The organism is Okeania sp. SIO3I5, from assembly GCF_010672085.1.
Lineage (GTDB): Bacteria > Cyanobacteriota > Cyanobacteriia > Cyanobacteriales > Microcoleaceae > Trichodesmium.
Window position 1 is genome coordinate 1 of the sequence record NZ_JAAHHT010000190.1, and the last position, 18,714, is coordinate 18,714.

11 protein-coding genes are annotated in these 18,714 nt (G+C 33.7%); 3 read left to right on the forward strand and 8 right to left on the reverse strand.

The genetic code is table 11. The features are described from left to right. Positions 1–157: 157 nt before the first annotated feature. The 4 genes from F6K40_RS29740 to menA form a co-directional block, all read right to left on the reverse strand. Entirely contained in the window at positions 158–1,153 is a 996-nt protein-coding gene (locus F6K40_RS29740) for an o-succinylbenzoate synthase (protein WP_293141085.1), read from the reverse strand. A gap of 740 nt (positions 1,154–1,893) precedes the next feature. Then, positions 1,894–2,697, reverse strand: coding sequence for a 2-succinyl-6-hydroxy-2,4-cyclohexadiene-1-carboxylate synthase (menH, locus tag F6K40_RS29745; protein WP_293141087.1), 804 nt, complete (start codon positions 2,695–2,697; stop codon positions 1,894–1,896). A gap of 136 nt (positions 2,698–2,833) precedes the next feature. Further along, on the reverse strand, positions 2,834–3,232 hold the full coding sequence (msrB, locus tag F6K40_RS29750) for a peptide-methionine (R)-S-oxide reductase MsrB (RefSeq protein WP_293141089.1): 399 nt from the start codon (positions 3,230–3,232) through the stop codon (positions 2,834–2,836). Positions 3,233–3,984: 752 nt separating this feature from the next. Further along, the gene (gene menA, locus F6K40_RS29755; RefSeq protein ID WP_293141091.1) at positions 3,985–4,881 is read right to left on the reverse strand and encodes a 2-carboxy-1,4-naphthoquinone phytyltransferase; all 897 of its coding nucleotides are present in this window, start codon (positions 4,879–4,881) and stop codon (positions 3,985–3,987) included. 736 nt (positions 4,882–5,617) lie between these two features. On the opposite strand from menA, the gene F6K40_RS29760 reads away from it, so the two are divergent. From F6K40_RS29760 to menD, 3 genes are all read left to right on the forward strand, one after another. Next, positions 5,618–7,114: an isochorismate synthase gene (locus tag F6K40_RS29760; protein WP_293141093.1), complete on the forward strand. Its 1,497-nt coding sequence runs from the start codon at positions 5,618–5,620 to the stop codon at positions 7,112–7,114. Positions 7,115–8,442: 1,328 nt separating this feature from the next. After that, positions 8,443–8,988, forward strand: coding sequence for a DNA-binding protein (locus F6K40_RS29765; RefSeq protein WP_293141095.1), 546 nt, complete (start codon positions 8,443–8,445; stop codon positions 8,986–8,988). Between the two features lie 499 nt (positions 8,989–9,487). Further along, entirely contained in the window at positions 9,488–11,254 is a 1,767-nt protein-coding gene (gene menD, locus F6K40_RS29770; protein ID WP_293141097.1) for a 2-succinyl-5-enolpyruvyl-6-hydroxy-3-cyclohexene-1-carboxylic-acid synthase, read from the forward strand. A gap of 285 nt (positions 11,255–11,539) precedes the next feature. Here menD and grxC read toward each other — a convergent pair whose 3' ends face one another. The 4 genes from grxC to F6K40_RS29790 all read right to left on the reverse strand — a co-directional run bounded on the left by grxC (position 11,540) and on the right by F6K40_RS29790 (position 18,403). Continuing rightward, a complete protein-coding gene (gene grxC / locus F6K40_RS29775; protein WP_293141098.1) occupies positions 11,540–11,857 on the reverse strand; it encodes a glutaredoxin 3 in 318 nt (105 codons plus the stop codon). A 1,789-nt stretch (positions 11,858–13,646) separates the two neighbouring features. Further along, complete coding sequence (locus F6K40_RS29780) at positions 13,647–14,414, reverse strand: PspA/IM30 family protein (RefSeq protein WP_293141100.1); 768 nt, start codon at positions 14,412–14,414, stop codon at positions 13,647–13,649. A gap of 943 nt (positions 14,415–15,357) precedes the next feature. Beyond that, positions 15,358–16,080: a PspA/IM30 family protein gene (locus F6K40_RS29785; protein WP_293141102.1), complete on the reverse strand. Its 723-nt coding sequence runs from the start codon at positions 16,078–16,080 to the stop codon at positions 15,358–15,360. Positions 16,081–17,167: 1,087 nt separating this feature from the next. After that, positions 17,168–18,403, reverse strand: a complete 1,236-nt coding sequence (locus F6K40_RS29790; protein WP_293141104.1) for a hypothetical protein — start codon at positions 18,401–18,403, stop codon at positions 17,168–17,170. Positions 18,404–18,714 lie beyond the last annotated feature (311 nt).

Here is an 18,714-nt window from a genome sequence, read left to right on the forward strand (position 1 = left end):
TACTTCTGCCTGAATTTTCTCTCAAATCAGAGAAGATTTTCTCGGCAAAATTTTCCAGAGTCGCCAAATATTTCATCTGCCATAACTATATAGATAAAGTTCGACTCGCTACCCCAGATGCCAGACTGAAAATTTCTACTTCTGCCTGAATTTTCTCTCAAACCAGAAAGGTATCTATATTCATATGTGTATTAGTGGCAAAATCCGTGTATACCCTATCTTCATCAAAAAAGTAGGTAACACCAAAACCAAAAGCACGATTTTTTATTAAATTTGCTTGTAATTCTGTAGCAAGTTTAAGTGCTGCTTTTCTGCCAATTTTTGTTTCAAATACTGAAGAAAAAACTGCATCAATAAAATAACTTTGGCAAAAGTTACGGAGTTCCGCAGGCGAACCAAAAATAGAAGGTTTTATCACAAAGATTCCTTGCCAACCCTTTTGATAATATTGTTGCATTTTGCTGAGGTTGGCAACAGATTCATCTAAGGCAATAGGGGTAGAGTAGGAATTACTTAATTCCAACATTTCTGAAAATTTATCCACAGGTAAAGGTTGTTCAATAAATTCAATTATGTTGAGATTTTCGCAGATTTCTAACCATTGCTTTGCTTCCTCAAAATTTAATCCTCCATTAGCATCCAATCTCAGATTTATTTCCCTAGGCAGTTCTTTGACTAACTGCTGAAATATTTCTAGTTCTGTTTTAATTTTATCAACTCCAATTTTCCATTTGAAAGTACGAGATCCTTTTTCCCAAAGATGCTCCCAAATTTCTAAAGCTGCTTTTCCCCCTGGTAATAAAGCACTGTAAAAATTAGGTTTTTTTAATTCTTCTTTATCCTCTATTTCTACTTGTTTAACATTTTCCCAAGCTGATTCAAAGCCAAATTTAGAAGTAGGTAAATTATCCGGAATAGAAAAAATTGTTTCTGTTGTAATTTCTTTTGGCAATTGGTGACAAAAATCTAAAGCTTCCGACAAAGTTTCCGAACCAAACCAACTTAAAGGTGCAATTTCACCTAAACCTGTTTCTCCAGTTTTACTGGTTAGTTGTAGAATAATTCCTTCTCTAATATTCCAGATACCATGACTGGTTTTGAGAGGTTGTTTGAAGTTTCGTTTGTAGGGGGAAAATTCTAGTTTGTAGCGCATGATTTCTATTGCATAATTTTTTGATAATATTTTTTTTCAAAAAATTCACCCCTTACCTCTTCGATTAATAGTGAGATAAAGTTTTAAGGTGAGAGATACTAAATAAATAAGGAAAAAATCCTTTAAGAGATTGAATGTATCAGGAAATATAAAAAAGAAGATAGAAAATACTTAACTGGGAATAGGGAATAAGGAAATTGTGAAAAAACAATTATTTATCGCCAAGAAATTCACCATAACTTTAGGAAGATGAATACTTTGACCAAAAAATAATATCTCAAATCTCCCCTTTCAAGGGGATGAAAAAGCGGTCGTTTGTGGAGCAGTCCGTAGGATGGGATGGATAGGTTACCTAATACCATTTCTCTGTAACAATGCGCTTAATAATTCTTACCCAGACCTTAATTTTACTAATAGCTTTTATCTTTTATTAAGCGCAACATCAGGTCGAAATGGTATAACCATATCCAATCTCTGCTTGAGAAGAAAAAAAATCTTTTTAAGTAATCCTCTTCTTAAAAAGAAAAAGTAATTATTAATTATTAACAATTAATAATTAAATAATTCAGCTTTGTTAGCCTCCCCTTGGATAGGGGAAAAAAAATTTTCCTTTTAGTCAATCCTCTCCCTAAAAGGGAGAGGTAATTATCCATTATCCATTAATGAATTACTTCCTAACTCCCTCTTAAAAAAAGCTTTTAAGACTGATGACAAGAGTAGCTTTATACCCTATTCTCTCTTCATTTTTTCCAAAAATTTATTATACTTTCAACCCATTCTCTAGGATTTTCCCAGTGAATATTATGACCAGATTCAGGAATTATTTTCACTTTAGCAACCTGACATAATTCTGCCATTTCAGTATTAATAGCTTGAAATTTATGATCATATTCTCCCACCATTAATAATGTAGGAATCTGATGATTTAATAATTTACCCCAAAGTGAAGGTTGATTACCTATTCCTAAATTTCGGAGAGATTTTGCTAATTCCAATGGATTATTCTCCAACCGCCTTTTTCTAACTTTATCAAAATTATTATGCTCTTTTAAAGATTTAAACAATGCTTGACTATACCAGTTCGATAAAAACTCTTCATAGTTACTATTTTCCAACTTATCAACTAATTTTAAATCTGACTCATAACGAAGCGATCGCTCTACTTTGCTTTTTAACCCTGCAGATGCTGACTCCAATATTATTTTCTCGAACCGAGTAGGAAAATTTATTGCCAGATATAATGCCAATCTTCCACCCATTGAATAGCCAAATAAATAACACTTTTCAATCTTTAAATCGTCTAATAAACCAATCAATGCTATGGCAGTATTGGGCATATTGTAATATTCTTCACTGCCAAAAACTCTAGTTTTTCCATGCCCTGGTAAGTCAACTGTTAGACAACAAAATTTTTTAGATAACTGAGGAATTACTTCTATAAAATCATCACTACTCCCCATAAATCCATGTAGTAATAAAATAATTTGTTTCTTGTTTTTTTCAGTTAAAAAGTAATTAAATTGATAAATTTTTCCATCAACCATCAATCGATAATTCTGAAAAAGTAACTTAATATAATGGATAATTAGGTTGAAAAATTCTCCTTTTCAAAGAATAATTGATAATGAAAACTATCTTTAATTATCCATTATCAATTATCCATTATCTATTATCTATTATTTATTCAGCTTTAACAAACTTCAGCGCAGCAGAATTCAAACAATAACGCAACCCTGTTGGAGCAGGACCATCTGGAAAAACATGACCAAGATGAGCACCACAATTATTGCAGAGAATTTCTGTTCTCCGCATAAACAAACTCCAATCTGCTTCTTCTTTGATATTTTCTTGATTAATAGGTGCCCAATAACTAGGCCAACCTGTGCCAGAATCGTATTTTTCTTCTGAACTAAATAGGTCTGTACCACAACAAATACATTTATATATTCCTTTTTCTTTATTGTTGTAATATTCCCCTGTGAATGGTCTTTCAGTTCCCTTTTTTCTGGTTACATTAAACTGTTCTGGTGTGAGTTGTTCTTTCCACTCTTTTTCACTTTTTTGAATTTTATTAACCATCCTTTTAATGTTCCTTTTGACAAATTGTTATATTTGGTATTACAAAGCTAGCCTCTAAATTATAGACTGTTGTACTTGACAAACCATAACATATTATAGCAATCCTAATATTATAGCAATCCTATTTAAGTTGTAATATTTTGGTCGTAGGGGCGAAGAACGAATCGCCCGTACAAAAGTCAGGAGCCTTAATTTTAAAGCTTTTCAGTTCAAATTAACTAACCTATCCCACCCCACATAAAAATGCTTATTTACTTAAGTGAAATTTTCCTGAAAAGCTAGATTTTTCCTTTTTATCTTTAAGAATATTTGGGCTTTTGAGCAAAAATGTTATTAGTGGGATAGGTTCAACTGTTATAAAAATTACCACCATCAATTTAAGATTGCTATGTAGCAATTCCCAAAAAGCGTAAAATAGAAAATTCCTTGATTTTAGGAATTAGCTAGGGATGTTAGCATGCAACGTCCCTACAGAATAGTAATTCGGTAAGCAGGAAATAGAAAATCAGAAAAATAACTCTACTTCACTAACTTGAAAAACACTATATTGGAAGAACCAAGGTGAAAAACCCTGTAAATAAATTTAGGGCATTCATTTATGAATTTAAGCATTTATAGTCACTTCAAATAAGAATGAAACAGTTTTTTAGCTGAAACCCTTTAACAGCAAGAAACCTTCGTTTCAAACTTAACTAAAATGACTATAGCTATCAGCTCAATGCTTACTTTAGTTATCCTGAATATTCTTCAATTCAGATAACAAATCCTAAACCAAATAGTAATCCACTAAAAAAATGTAGATAAACTGCAATAAATTTACAGTTACTAACTTTTTCTGGTTGGTCGTGATAATTACTAACGTGACGACATAAATAAATAGCAAAAGGCAAACTTGCAAAACTTAATAGAGTCCAAACTGGGAAAAATCCTAAACTTCCACAGATAGAAATTAGTACAAAAACAATCCCGCAATACCAATTTAAAACTTGAGAACCTGCTTTAGTTCCCATTCTCACAATAGGCGATCGCTTTCCTGCTGCTAAATCATCTTTTACCTGATGAAAATGAGAACAAAAGAGAATAATAGTAGTAGTAATTCCAATAATTATTGATGCAGTTAAACTGTTAATTGACCAATCTTGAGTTTGACTATAGTAAGCAGCAGAAATTGCCAAGGGACCGAAGGCAAAAAAGCAGAGAATCTCTCCTAAACCTTGATACCCTAATCTAAACGGAGGACCCTGATAAACATATCCTAAAAAACAACACAACAATATTAATCCAATTACAGTCAAATCTTGCAACCACCAGCTAATCATTACAATTCCCAAAATCCCCAAAAATAAACATAAATTACCTAGCCAAAAAATTAAGTCTTTATTCCCGGTTAAGTTCACCAAAGAATGGTGTTTATTTTTATCAATACCTGTTTCCGAGTCAAATACATCATTAGTAATATTCTCCCAAGCCAAAATTAAAATTGCCGATGTGATAAACGTTAAAAAAATATACCAATCAATCGCATTTTTTTCCCAGACAGCTATTGCTGTTCCTACCCATATCGGCATAATTGCTACACTATACATAGGTAGTTTAATGGCAGCCAGCCATAATTTTTTATCGGATTTATTTGCTATTTTAACTGTCATATTAATTATCAAATTGATGCTTGATTTTAACCAATATTTATATAAGTTACTTGTTATAGTGAAGTCTATAAACTTATATTAACTGAAGAGTTATTTATTTATGATATAAATCATCTAAAATATATCAATAATAACTTCTTCTTTTAAAATAAGTCTGAGTAATTATAATCTAGCTGAAAACTAAAAGATGACGGCTGAATACTTATCCAGAGATATTTTTTACTGACAACAAATTTTAATCTCTTACCACTTTAATTTCCCAGTCAGAGCAAAATCTTAACAAAAAATAACGTAATTTATTTTTCCTTTACATTAGCCTTGATTTAGGCTTTCGACTTGCCTGAATAATCCCCTATCCCCTATCGTCACAAAAGGGAGGTTATTTCAGTTATCAGTTAGCCTCCTATGGTCAGAACTGCGTTAACAGTTAGCCTATGCATAGAGGAAGTTCCTCTATGCATAGAGGAGCTTCCTATGCATAGAGGAACTTCCTCTTGCAGAGTAGCTTTGCTAACGTTAACAGCTATCAGTACCTCGCAGCTGTTGCCATAGGCTTGAAATACTGAATTGAAATTTTTTTCATCCCCTTGAAAGGAGAGGCTTTAAACCTTAATTTTTCGGTAAAAAAAGTCTAATATTAATTAATGCTAGGGGATAAATTTGGCCACTGTCAGGAATTGGAAAGCCCCACCGATTGCTATCTCTGATTCAGTGAAAATTTGCTATTCTTATTTTCATGCCTGTAATACCAACTTCTGTTAATCTGTTTCAAACCTGCCAAGAACTGCATCAATTTCTGTTCAACTGTCAACAGACATTAACAGACAAGATGCAGACAAAAATAATTAGTATTTCTCTGGAAATATTACCAGTAGATACCCTAGCAGTATTGGAAGAAATTTGTGAACCACATCAACTACATTTTTACTTAGAAAAACAAGCCATTGAAGAAACAAATATCCACAAAAATAACTTGGCGATCGCTGCCATTGACGCTGCTATCTACTCGACCTTTAAAAGTGGGAATCGTTTTGCACAAGCTCAATCTTTTATTCAATCAAGTTTAAATCAAACAATTTCTGTAGGTGCGACACATTTACCATTTTCAGGTCCCCACTTTTTTTGTAGTTTTACATTCTTTGAAAAACATACTCAAGCCAATTTAAACAACCTGCATCAAAATGGTAATTCCCAACAAAAATTATTGATAAATCCTCACTTTCCTTCAGCAACAATATTTCTACCATGCTGGCAAATAGCTCAGACAAATAACCACAATATATTTGTGATTAATACAGTTATCAGCAATTCTATTAATATTGAAAATCTTGCCCAGAAAATTTGGGATAAATTCCAGCAAATCACTCAGATAAACCATGCTAATTTATCAACTTTAACCAAACCCTATAAAAAATTTCGGAAAATCAACGTCAATCATTTACAAGAGTTTAAAAAATCAGTTGCTTCAGCTCTAAACCTAATCAACTCAAATTCTTTAAGAAAAATTGTTTTAGCTCATGCTATAGATATATATTCTCAAACTAATTTCAACTTAATCAAATCCTTAAATAACTTACGATTCATTTACCCAGACTGTTATGTACTTTCTATCAGTAATGGCAAAGGTCAGAATTTTATATGTGCAAGTCCAGAACGCTTAATAAGTATCAACAATAATCAATTAATTACAGATGCTTTAGCCGGTTCCGCACCTAGAGGTAAAACCCCAAATCAAGATGCCAAACTAGCCAATAGTTTATTGTGTAGTGAAAAAGATTTACGAGAACATCAATTTGTCATAGATTTTATTATTAAACGTCTACAAGATTTAGGATTAAAACCCAATTATTCATCTCAACCCCACCTACTACAATTGTCAAATATTCAACATTTATGGACGCCAATTACAGCAGAAATTTCCCAAAATATTCATTTATTAGAAATATTAGCAGAACTCCATCCCACACCAGCAGTAGCAGGATTTCCTAGAAATATTGCTCAACAAAAAATACAGCATTTTGAAACTTTTGATCGCTCACTTTATGCAGCACCGATTGGTTGGATAGATCATCAAGGAAATGGAGAATTTGCTGTAGGTATTAGGTCAGCTTTAATTGATGGAAATCATGCCACACTTTATGCTGGTGCAGGTATAGTTATTGGTTCTGAACCAGATAAAGAATTGGCAGAAGTTCAGCTCAAACTTCAGACGTTATTGAAAGCTTTAGTTTGAAATTAATAATTAACAATTAACAATTAATAATTAGGGTTTACTGAAAAAGTCTTTTTACTCTTTGTAGAAAGTAAGGAGTAGTTAGGAGAAATGGCAATTATAGAGGAGATAGTCGGGTATGGGTGTCTCTTAGTTTTTCTGCAATTGTTCTACCTTTTATGCTGACTTTTTCAGCTACTGTATATAACCCCTGAAGATATCTCTAAAAACTTGGACGATACAGAATTACAAGCATTTTTATTGTCTTAAGCTCCTGAAAAAAATTGTAGCGTCAAAGGATTTTCGATTGCATCCTTTTCATTAATGGATAATTACCTCTGGTTAAAACCAGGGTCATTTCATTCTATATTTTAGCAATGAATTTATTGATTTTTAGACAGGGAAATATAAATTTATTCACGCTTGAAATAACGTGGTTTCGTCAATACATAAAATGGCACAGTTTTAGAATGAAATAGCCCTGGGTTAAAACCGTAACGGAATTGAATATCAGGGAATATCCTAGCACTTTTTTCCCCTTTATTGGGGAGGCTTTTAAGCTAAATAATTATTAATTATTTGGTAAATTTTACTTGTAATTGCTCTTGATTATAAGCAGCTATTATATTTGTAATTCTATGTCTAATTCCTGTTTTTCGACTCAGGTATCTTTCTCCAAATTCATTCCCACCATACTTATATTGTTCTCTTTCATCCCTTCCTGATTAATCTATATACACTAAATTTTATTTTGGTTGTTGTGCTAATTTTTTCTAAAATTCAAGTCGTTTGAATTCATCTGTTTCTAGGAGACCATAAATTTTTTTCGGGTAAAACCTATTTTTTTGATAGTTCTACTTATGGTTCAGGAACTAACTTTTTCAGCCTACAAAATCGACATTTGTTCTTGAGTATTATCCCCATTTGTCTTGACAAATTGTGGGAATTTCTCAAACTCTTGTATTTTCAGTTTTACACCTCTTTTCCTGTCATTTTTGATTTTGATATCTCCTGTTTATTTTTTCTTTTTAACCACAGATAAATGGTATTTATACTAATATTAAATACTTTACTGATACACAGTTTTTTTCATACCATCTAATTCAATAGCATCCACAACTTTTCCTTTTAAGTCATAGCCATAAGGTTTTGGCATTTTTATAAGAGCGATCGCTTGATTATATTACTTTATTTATGATAGCTTATGTCTTAAACCATAAGGCGACTGCTATAAAGTAGCCTTATCTCTAGTATTTCTCTTGATAAATTAAAAATTATTTAAAGAAATGAGTTTTATCATATTATATTTATATAATTAAAATATAACTTAAAACTAAGACGTCTTAGTTATGACTACTTCATCAGTACGCACAACACAAGCAGCATTTCTACTCAATATCTCAACAGGTAGATTACGAACGCTGCTTAATCAAGGCCGAGTCAAAGATGCCTATAAAGTTAAAAATTTATGGATGATTCCCCTAAATCATCGAGGAATGCCGGACATTATACCAGGTAGTCGTGGCCCTGAAGGAACTTGGAATAAAAATCAACGTACAGGCAATACTTTTATTCATGTTCTGCGAAAGACTATAGATGACAACCGAGATAATGGTACTGCTCATCCCGCACTTGCTGTAAAAGTCGGAGATAAAAAAGATTATTGTCACGCTCTGAAAATAAAAGGACCTTGCCAAATAGTTTATCAACCCCATCAACCAAACAAAAGTCAAGCTGGAGGTGCTCGTCTATGGATTGAAGTAGAACCCGAACATATAATAGAGCGACAATATTTTTCTGATGGAGATTATGGCCCGCCACCAGAAGTAGTGCAACAGAGGTCAAAAAGCAAAAAGATTAAAACTAAAAAGAAAAAGCCAAAAATTCAAGTTTAGGAAAAAAATAGTTAGAGATAATAGAAAGCAGAAGATTAATAACTAATATTATATTTTTCGTTTCAGTCATTCAAGACTTTGACACTCTGCGCTCGCGCATAGACGCAGATTCTTCAGGTAACACCTGAAAGGGTCGCATCAATTGGCACTTCTGCCACTGACCCTCTACCCTGTTGCTTTTGCTTTACTTCTACTTGTTTTTTTCCTTCTGGGTATTACCAATAAGCTTCTATACACTCAACGCCCTGCAATTAGTTGCCCTCCGAGGATCCCGACTTTTTACAGTCCGATAAGGGCGGGTATTTCTCCTTAACTAGGGTCGTGTCCACGCGCAAGGTATTACCTTTCTCCTTATTATAGCAAATCACAATGACTAAAGTACCAGAGTCGTTTTTCCGCCCCGATGCATAAAAGACGGGGCGTGACCTTACTCCCGAACTTTTTCCGTGTTAGACCTTTTCGCCTTGACATATTACTATTCAAGACTCAAAACTCAACAATGTCAATTGATTTTAGAAATATCAATACAATATGGGCATCCATTTTAGTAGAAACATTAAAATATCTAGGATTAACTACAGCAATTATCAGTCCTGGTTCTCGTTCCACACCTCTAACGTTCGCCTTCGCTACCCATCCTAAAATCGAAACTATTCCGATTCTTGATGAACGTTCGGCAGCATTTTTTGCCCTAGGAATAGCAAAAAAAAATTATCAACCAGTCGTTATAGTTTGCACATCTGGTACCGCCGCAGCTAATTTTTATCCAGCTATAATAGAAGCAAAAGAAAGTCGCATCCCACTATTAGTTCTAACTGCAGACCGACCCCCAGAATTACGAAATTGTCATGCTGGTCAAACCATAGATCAAGTAAAATTATATGGTAATTATCCTAACTGGCAAATTGAACTAAGTTTACCTTCAATAGAAATAAAAAGACTCGAATATTTGAGACAAACAGTTATTTATGGTTGGGAAAAAACTATTTTTCCTACACCTGGAGTTGTGCATTTTAATATTCCATTTCGAGACCCTTTACCACCCATAACCCAACCAGAAGCGATCGCCTTAGAATCAAAATTTCCCCAAAACTTTTTTGCTACTGTACAGCCAATTTTTAGAACAGAATATTTGCCAAATTATGACTTAATAGCACTCTTAAAAAATCAACTTAAATCTCAGCAAGGCATCATAATTGGAGGTTTAGCACAACCAGAAAAACCTCAAGAATATTGTCAGGCGATCGCTCAAATTTCCCAAACTTTAAACTTCCCTGTTTTAGCTGAAGGTTTATCACCTCTAAGAAACTATTCTCAGTTAAATCCTTATTTAATTAGCACTTATGATTTAATTTTAAGAAATCAAAATTTAGCACAAAAACTTGTTCCCAAAATAATCTTACAAATTGGTGAACTACCAACAAGTAAACAACTAAGAAGTTGGTTAGATAAAACTAATTCCCACAAATTAATTATTGACAAAAGTGACCATAACTTCGATCCGCTTCATGGCAAAACAACTCACTTACGAATCTCAGTAGAACAACTAGCCAAAATTTTGACTCCTGAAATTATCTTGAATAACTATGATAAAAATTACTTAAATTTGTGGTGTAAAGCTGAAGCAAAAGTCAGAGAAAATATTGACAAAAAAATGGCAACAATCAATCAGATATTGGAACCAAAAATTTCTTGGTTAATATCTCAGACATTACCCAAAACTACACCAATATTTATTGCTAATAGTATGCCAGTTAGAGATGTAGAATTTTTCTGGGTTCCTAATAATTCCCAAATTCAGCCATTTTTCAATCGAGGTGCAAACGGAATAGACGGTACTTTATCAACAGCTTTAGGTATTGCCCATCGTCATCAAAGCAGTGTCATGTTAACAGGAGATTTAGCACTTTTACATGACACTAATGGTTTTTTACTGAGAAATAAATTAGTCGGTCATTTAACTATTATTTTGATTAATAATCAGGGAGGTGGAATTTTTGAAATGTTGCCCATAGCTAAATTTGAACCACCTTTTACAGAATTTTTTGCTACTCCCCAAGATATTAATTTTGCTGATTTATGTAAAACTTATGGTGTAGAACATCAAAACATATATTTCTGGAAGGAATTACAACAACTTTTAAATCCTTTACCAAGTAGTGGAATAAGAATTTTAGAATTACAAACAAACCGCCAATTTGATGCTAGATGGCGGTTAGATAATTTAGATAAATTTGCAGGCGATTTTTTCTCATTTGAGCATTAAAAAAGAGGGAAAAAAAGGAAAAAGTTTTCAAAGTATTTGATATAACCAGATCAAATCCGTTGGCTTCAGAATAATATAATTCCTATCATCAATAAGGGTATTCATGTTGTTCATTCCTAGAATATCGACTTATTGGATCAAATCTGTTTACTTCATCATTTAAGAGGCAAAAATCTCAAGTAGAGTTTGGGTTTGGTGAATCAACCCCTACAAGACATGAATTATACCGATACTACCCGTCAATTTTTCCATTTTGCTAAGAATCCCACACTATAAATCTTTGATTTAGTTTGGGAGTCTGTCAATCAATAAAGGTTCTAATTGACCTTTGCTATCCAAAGTATATATATCATCACAGCCACCAATATGTCGATCATTAATAAAAATCTGTGGCACAGTACGACTTCCATTGGCACGTTCAGTCATACTATTTCTTGCACTTTCATTGCCATCTATTTTATATTCCGTGTAGTTTACACCTTTCCACCAAAGCAAAAGTTTTGCTCTAATACAATACGGGCAAGTTTGCCAAGTATAAATTTCGACCTTTGCTTTCATACGTTCTGGATGACGACCGAGAATAGGGTTGAGAAAATCAAGCATTTTGAGTAATTAGCGAAGTATCAATAAATTTAATTTGTAACCTATTTTCAAGAAAAACGGCAACAAATTTACCGAAAAATTAAGGTATAAAGCCTCTCCATTTATTTATGGAGAAAAAGCGGTCTTTGGATGGATGGGTTACCTAACCATATCCAATCTCCCGAAGATAAGAAAAAAAATTCTTTTGGTCAATCCTTCTATTACAGAAGAGGTAATTATTAATTATTAATTGTTGAACTCCTATCCTATATTCCTTATCAATTTTATGAATTGACAAAAAGTCTTTTAAATGATGATAAGTTTGATAAATATCCTGTCTCAAACTGTTATATTAAATGATTTGCTCAAAATTTAGTATCGATATCTAGTAGGTTTTGCCCTCATTTTCATTTGGGATTGCATTTTATTTCTAATGTATAGTTCCCGAGAAATAAGAGAAAAATAATGAGCTGTAAATACTAAATTACACATCAAAATGATTAGCACTAAAATTAATATTAAAACGTTTTTAACACTTAATTCTTTGAATAATGTAAAGATAGCAAATAAAACCGAACAAAGACCAAATCCAGAGGCGGAAGAACTGAGGAGCAGCCAGCGTAATTTAGACATAGTTAACTTAACAAATATTTTTGATTAATTAAGACAGTTAATAACAATTCTTTAATCATATATAGTATAGTGTTTTCAAATGAGATGTAAATCTAGATTCAGATTTTTTCTAATAAAAAAGCGTACCGAACGAGTACCTATTCCCTTACCTTTTTCAGTATTTAATGCCGTTTTATCTTCTTTATCATTACAAGAGTTCCCCAAACCCCCATACCTTTTTAATAGCACTCTGTTTCCGCATCTCAAATAAAAACGCTATAGCAATCAGTAATTATATATAAAAACCTATTCACAGCATCAAGTATCCTAGTCTTATAAATCATTTCCGAGTATAAATTAGTTCAACTACCTATCAGCTTTAAATAATCGAATTATTAGTAATTGTCCTCCATGCTTATTTAAACAAGCCCCTGGTACAAGTGTTCTAGTGGGTCTTAGAATCTCATCATACGACAATAATTGCCAAACAATGATATTCTTAAGTGCTACTTCAATTCAAGGTTACATAGATATTATTAAGTAAATTATATAATTACTTTTAGCTGATTTAACTTGAGGATAATCAGCTAAATTTAGTTAAGTCTGTGAAAAGTGTTTCCAGTGGAAAAATAGGAGTTGAGTTAGCTTTGTAGTTGAGTCAAACTTACAATAAAAATTATTCCTCTAAAATAGTTATTATTTCATCGCTAGCTGTATAAGTTTATAAGTTTAACTAGATATTATGTTATATAAAATAGTCATTTCTCAAAAACCTTCTGTTCAATCTTCAGAACAATTATTGCTACTTTCCGTACTATCCTATTACCTGAAGTAAGTCAAATTCAATTAGATTATAATTGTTGAAAGTGAACAAGGAAGAGCCAATAAAAAGCAAAGATTAAACAATTTCTCTGACATCACCTGACATCCACCTATTGATTTTATATTTTTGTAGATACACCTGCTTAATTATTTATAAGCATTCAAGGGAAAATGATATTAAAAAAGTACATAGAAAACCTAGATAGATCGAAATTAAGACCAGAATTAATCCCACGTTGAAGCTATTTACCTCTTGCTTATGCTGTACTTTTCATATCGCCCAGCCAAACAGACGTGGGATTTCTCCAAAAGAAAACTAAATATCTATCAAAGCTAAAAATCTTGCTGAAAGATCAAAATTTATATAAAACAAAGTTTACATTTTGTCAAGTTGTTTGCGCAAATCATCCAGTTCAGCATCAACCTCCGATTTTTCTGCTGAACCTTGATTAGAAGCTGGTAGTTGACTCTGACCTACTGAACCCCCTGTAAGTTTTGCCTTCATCGCTGCCAACTCATCATCAACACCACTACTAGCTTCCAACTTTCGGAAATCCTCTTCCAAACCACTACCACCTGCTAACTCTGCTGTAGCTTGAGAACGAGCCTCCATTTGCAAAACCTTTTCTTCCATCCGATCAAAAGCTGCCATTGCTCCGCTAGTATTCAGAGAACCCATTGTATTGTTAAGTTGTTCCTGAGTTTTAGCCGCAGTCATTCTGGCTTTTAGCATATCTTTTTTAGCCTTAGCCTCAGAAATCTTACCTTCCAAAGCTGTCAAGTTGCGCTTAAGAGTTTCCACCTGAGCTGTTTGACTATCCAAAGATACTTTTACTGTATTTGCTGTCTCAGAATAAGTCTTCTTACGCTGTAGAGCTTCCCTGGCCAAATTTTCATCTCCTTTTTGCAGAGCTAACTGTGCCCGAGAATACCATTGATTAGCTTGAGATTCAGCTTGATTATACTGTTGTTGACTACGTTTCTGAGTAGCAATAGCGCTAGCAACTGCCTGACGCAACTGAACTAAATCTTCTTGCATATCAATAATAGACTGTTCTAGAACCTTCTCAGGATCTTCAGCGTTACTTACCATGTCATTAACATTAGCTCTAACGAGGCGACTAATCCGATCAAATAATCCCATAATTTTATCTTTCCTTCTAATTGACCATTTGCTTAAGTTGGCTCCAAGTTTCTACTGATAGATACTAGCTACTTTGGGCCAATTTTTTGATTAGTTGATTAGGGATATTTCCCCTATAGCTATAATATCCAATTTAACTGATCCCTACTCCTTAAAAATCCAAAATGTGTATCTCAGGAATTCTCAAATTGCCCTAGTATACATTACATTCTACATTCAGCACTTCAAAATGTAGTATCCTTAGTCATTAGTCATTAGTCAGTAGTCAGTAGTTAGGGCTTGCTGATTAAATATCAAAGCATTTATATATAAAGGTTTTAGCGATTTTAAGTCGTGAAAAAGTATCAGTTTTTAGGTTAAAAGAGCTGCATAAAGTGAGGACTTTGGGGCAGAGCGAGGCAGAAAAATCAAGGAAAAATTATTTCTCCTACTTCCCACACTCCCCACACTTTGCTTTTTTCAGCAAACCCTAGTTAGTAGGGAATGATTGTAGATATAGCAAGGTGCGCTGGTATGTTTACATGGTACAAATCACTACTAATGTAGTATGCGCGAAAGTATTGGTAATATTAGCAGAAATTTGTACCACATTTAAAGACAATAGTAATATGTAAATACGCCAGCGCTCATTGCTATAATTATCTGACTCCATTGAATATTTATGCTTAATATTTGACTGAGAATTTGACTCAACACAAAGGTCAATGAAGATGATTTATTCAGTATAAATACTTACCAATCTCCCTAGTGTTATACTACTTTCAATGCTAGAACTTAACGTGCGGAATGTGGGTTACACCAAAATAAATCCGACAAGAAAAGGGAGTCCCGCGTCTCATAAGAGCAACGTCGGGAGAATGTCAATTGCCATACTATTTAGCTATTGAAAGTTAACTGGCCAAATATAGCCCAATTTTTAGTCCTAGAAATTTTCTAGTTAAGATTATTTACCAGTTTCTAGTTCTTTTAACTCGGAAGTATCTTGATGAGGTTGAAAATTTCTATCTCCAGACAACATTTCAGCTTTCATCGCCTTCAACTCAGTCTCAATATCATTATCTCCTTCCAGAGAAGTAAACTTTTTCTCCAAACTATCAATTCCCAAATCAGCCATCGCCTCAGACTTAGCCTCAAGCTGCATTATTTTATCTTCCATTTGCTCAAAAGCACTCATAGCATTGCCAGTATTCACCGAACCTAAAATTTCATTCAGCTTTTCCGAAGCCCTAGCAGAACGTGCCCTGGCAATATACATATTCTTTTTTAATTTTGCTTCACTAATTTTATGCTCCAACTGCCTCATATTTTGCTTTAGCTTTTCCACCACCTGTTTTTGCTGTTCCACCTGAGCCTTCATCAGGTTAGCTGTTTCTTGATATGAATTGCGTCTAGTCAAAGCCTCCCTTGCCAAATTTTCTTGGCCTTTTTGTAAAGCTAACTGTGCTCGTCTATACCATTCATTAGCAGTGGATTGAGTTTGGTAACATTGTCTTTCTGTGCGTTTTTGAGTAGCGATCGCTTGTGCCACTGCCTGGCGTAATTTCACCAGGTCATTTTGCATATCTGTTAGTGTCTGTTCCAGAATCTTCTCTGGATCTTCAGCTCCAGAAACCAAATTCTTTATATTAGCACGAATTATTCGCCAAAGGCGGTCAAAAATTTCCATAAAGACTCTCCATATTTATCCATATTTATTATAATTTTTTTATTTTCAAATTTTCCCGACGTTGTGTATGGTGGGACAACGAGAGATTCGGTCATTTCAGTTATAGCGCGTAGCGCTAGGGAATAGGGAATAGGGAATAGGGAATAGGGAATAGTAAACTGTCAAAGAGTTTTCCTACGGAATGCTGCGCAAACAGGATTTATAAATGTCCGCGCCCAATATTCGACTGCTATATCAGTTATCAATACCTATAGCTGAAGCATTCAACTTGAAATACTAAAGTTTACTTTTTTCATCCCCTCAAAAAGCTATGCTTTATAAATATTTTTCTCAACATAAAATTTGAAAAAAGAGAGAAGTTATCTATTTGCCATTAAATCAATTTTTTTTTGCTTTCTTTCTTATTCTCAAAAAAAGATTTTAAGAGTTCCTTATAAGGGATAGTTAAAAGGGGAGGCAATTGACCAGATTTTTTGGTTATCTCACGACCTCCAGTTTCTGTTTATTACCAAATAATTAATAATTAGGGCTTGCTGCAAAAGTCTAATGGTGAAGCCAGGGAGTAGGGAGTAGGGAGTAGTTAATAGTCAAGATTTGGAGGGAGTTATAGAGAAGCTCGTTGGAAAAATCATCCCTTAATTTTTCGGCCTAGCGTTAGCCTAAAATCCTAATTTTTTTAACTTTCAAGATCTAAAAATTGGCACTTTTGAGAGTACCTAAAAAGGCTAACAGCTCTATTTTGAAAAGCTTTCATATTTAATCAGCAAACCCTAATTAATAATTAAATAATTCACCTTTAAATCTTCCTCAATAAAGAGGAAAAAGCCGTCGATATATGGATAGGTTATCTAATCATATCCAATCTCCCAAAAGAGAAATAAATTTTTTCCTTTTAGTCAATCCTCTCCCTAAAAGAAAGAGGTAATTATCCATTATCCATTATCCATTATCCATTATTCATTATCCATTAATGAAGCACCTGCACAAGGAAGATTTTCTCAAATAGTTTAAAGGTGCGCTCCACAGACTTTAACTGTTACTTCAGCATAAAATATTTATATTCGGGTTAGTATGCATGGTTTCCTAATTAATAATTCTCAGGTTTCAACTTGTAATATTTGGCATCCACTCCTTCTTGACGTAATTCTTGAAGAAACATTTTTGCCCTTTCTGGTTCCCAGAATGCTCCCATCTGTATCTTGCTACCATTAGTCGCTTCACGAACATAAGCATCCGAAATTATTTGCTGTGCTTTAGACAAAGATTCTTCATTCACATAATCCACAACTACATAATACCAACCATCATCTGATTTTATAGGGCTAGTTGTTGTTGAACTAATAGAAGTTTGTGGGGAAGGTTGAGCTATTGGAGATGGAGTTGGAGAAGATTGGGTAGATTGAGGTAATAAAGTAGTGCTGAGATTATCCAGTTTTGTACTTGGGTTAGTAGATTGTGAAGTAGTATTAGCACTTCCCGATATTTGTGGTGGAACTACAGGTTTTACTCTTCCAGTAGGAGATGGGAACTGACTAGGTTCAGGATTAATATTACTTAGAGTATTCAAATCTAAATCTACAAACTCTTGAGATGTCAAGTCAGGAGATTTCGGTAAAGGCTGCTCCTTCCTAGTTAGAATACTATCAGTATTAGTATCATTAGTATTTTTTTGAGCAGAAGTACCTTTTAACAGACGATCTAAACCCAGATTACTAAGACCTGACGGGTTCATTAGAACATAACCCAAAGTCGTACAAGAGATCAAGAATAAAAACATTGAAGCTATTCCCAGAGGAGTAAACAAACTTGCTAAGTAAGTAGATTGCTCCTGACGATTTGATTTTAATTTGTCTAAACTCTCTAGAAGTTTCTCTGAAGATTCAAGATAATTATCTGGTGCTGTAGAACTATTATTACCATTATGAGATGTCTGTTTTTCACTATTTTGATTTTCTACATCACCTTTTTTGGCCATACTAAGTTCTGCTGGTGTGGGAGGCTCGATCGCCAATGGTAAACTTTCTTTGGCAGAAGTATTAAATGTTCTAGAGTTTTCCAGTGGTGATTCTGTTTCAGATAAAGGCAATGAGGATGCTATTTGGTCATCCACTGGTAATACAGACATTAATTCGGGTATTTTATAAATTTGTTTATTACTATTTTTTTGAGAAACTGGCGACTTTTCTACTTGTCTGCGATACTTGCGATATCTTGTTAGTTCTGCTTCTAACTCTACATCCAAACTTTCAATTACAGCTTGCAAAGTCGGATTCAATTCTTGGGTATAATTTTTAGTAGGCTTAACTATAGAACTTTGATTCATTTGAGAACTCCTGCTATTTATAGTTACTAAAAGTATAGTCAAATTATAGATAGAGTTTGTAAATTTATTTATAGCAAAAGGCATTTATGCCGAGGGCATCCCCCCTACCCCCCTTGATAAGCTATCCCTTATAAGGAACTCTTGAAACCCTTGTGGGAGGATGGGGAGGAGGGGGAGGATGGGGAGGATGGGGAGGATGGGGAGGATGGGGAGGATGGGGGGGATGGGGAGGATGGGTAGGAAGAATTCTGTCTACATTCATAAAAAAGTGTATTGAAAAATACTCTTTTCTCCTGAAAAAGCCGATTCAA

Bases quoted from the DNA above. Each gene is read 5' to 3' on its own strand.
- F6K40_RS29760 (WP_293141093.1), top strand. From the start codon at position 5,618: ATGCCTGTAATACCAACTTCTGTTAATCTGTTTCAAACCTGCCAAGAA.
- menH (WP_293141087.1), bottom strand. From the start codon at position 2,697: ATGGTTGATGGAAAAATTTATCAATTTAATTACTTTTTAACTGAAAAA.
- msrB (WP_293141089.1), bottom strand. From the start codon at position 3,232: ATGGTTAATAAAATTCAAAAAAGTGAAAAAGAGTGGAAAGAACAACTC.
- menD (WP_293141097.1), top strand. From the start codon at position 9,488: ATGTCAATTGATTTTAGAAATATCAATACAATATGGGCATCCATTTTA.
- menA (WP_293141091.1), bottom strand. From the start codon at position 4,881: ATGACAGTTAAAATAGCAAATAAATCCGATAAAAAATTATGGCTGGCT.
- F6K40_RS29785 (WP_293141102.1), bottom strand. From the start codon at position 16,080: ATGGAAATTTTTGACCGCCTTTGGCGAATAATTCGTGCTAATATAAAG.
- F6K40_RS29765 (WP_293141095.1), top strand. From the start codon at position 8,443: ATGACTACTTCATCAGTACGCACAACACAAGCAGCATTTCTACTCAAT.
- F6K40_RS29780 (WP_293141100.1), bottom strand. From the start codon at position 14,414: ATGGGATTATTTGATCGGATTAGTCGCCTCGTTAGAGCTAATGTTAAT.
- F6K40_RS29740 (WP_293141085.1), bottom strand. From the start codon at position 1,153: ATGCGCTACAAACTAGAATTTTCCCCCTACAAACGAAACTTCAAACAA.
- grxC (WP_293141098.1), bottom strand. From the start codon at position 11,857: ATGCTTGATTTTCTCAACCCTATTCTCGGTCGTCATCCAGAACGTATG.
- F6K40_RS29790 (WP_293141104.1), bottom strand. From the start codon at position 18,403: ATGAATCAAAGTTCTATAGTTAAGCCTACTAAAAATTATACCCAAGAA.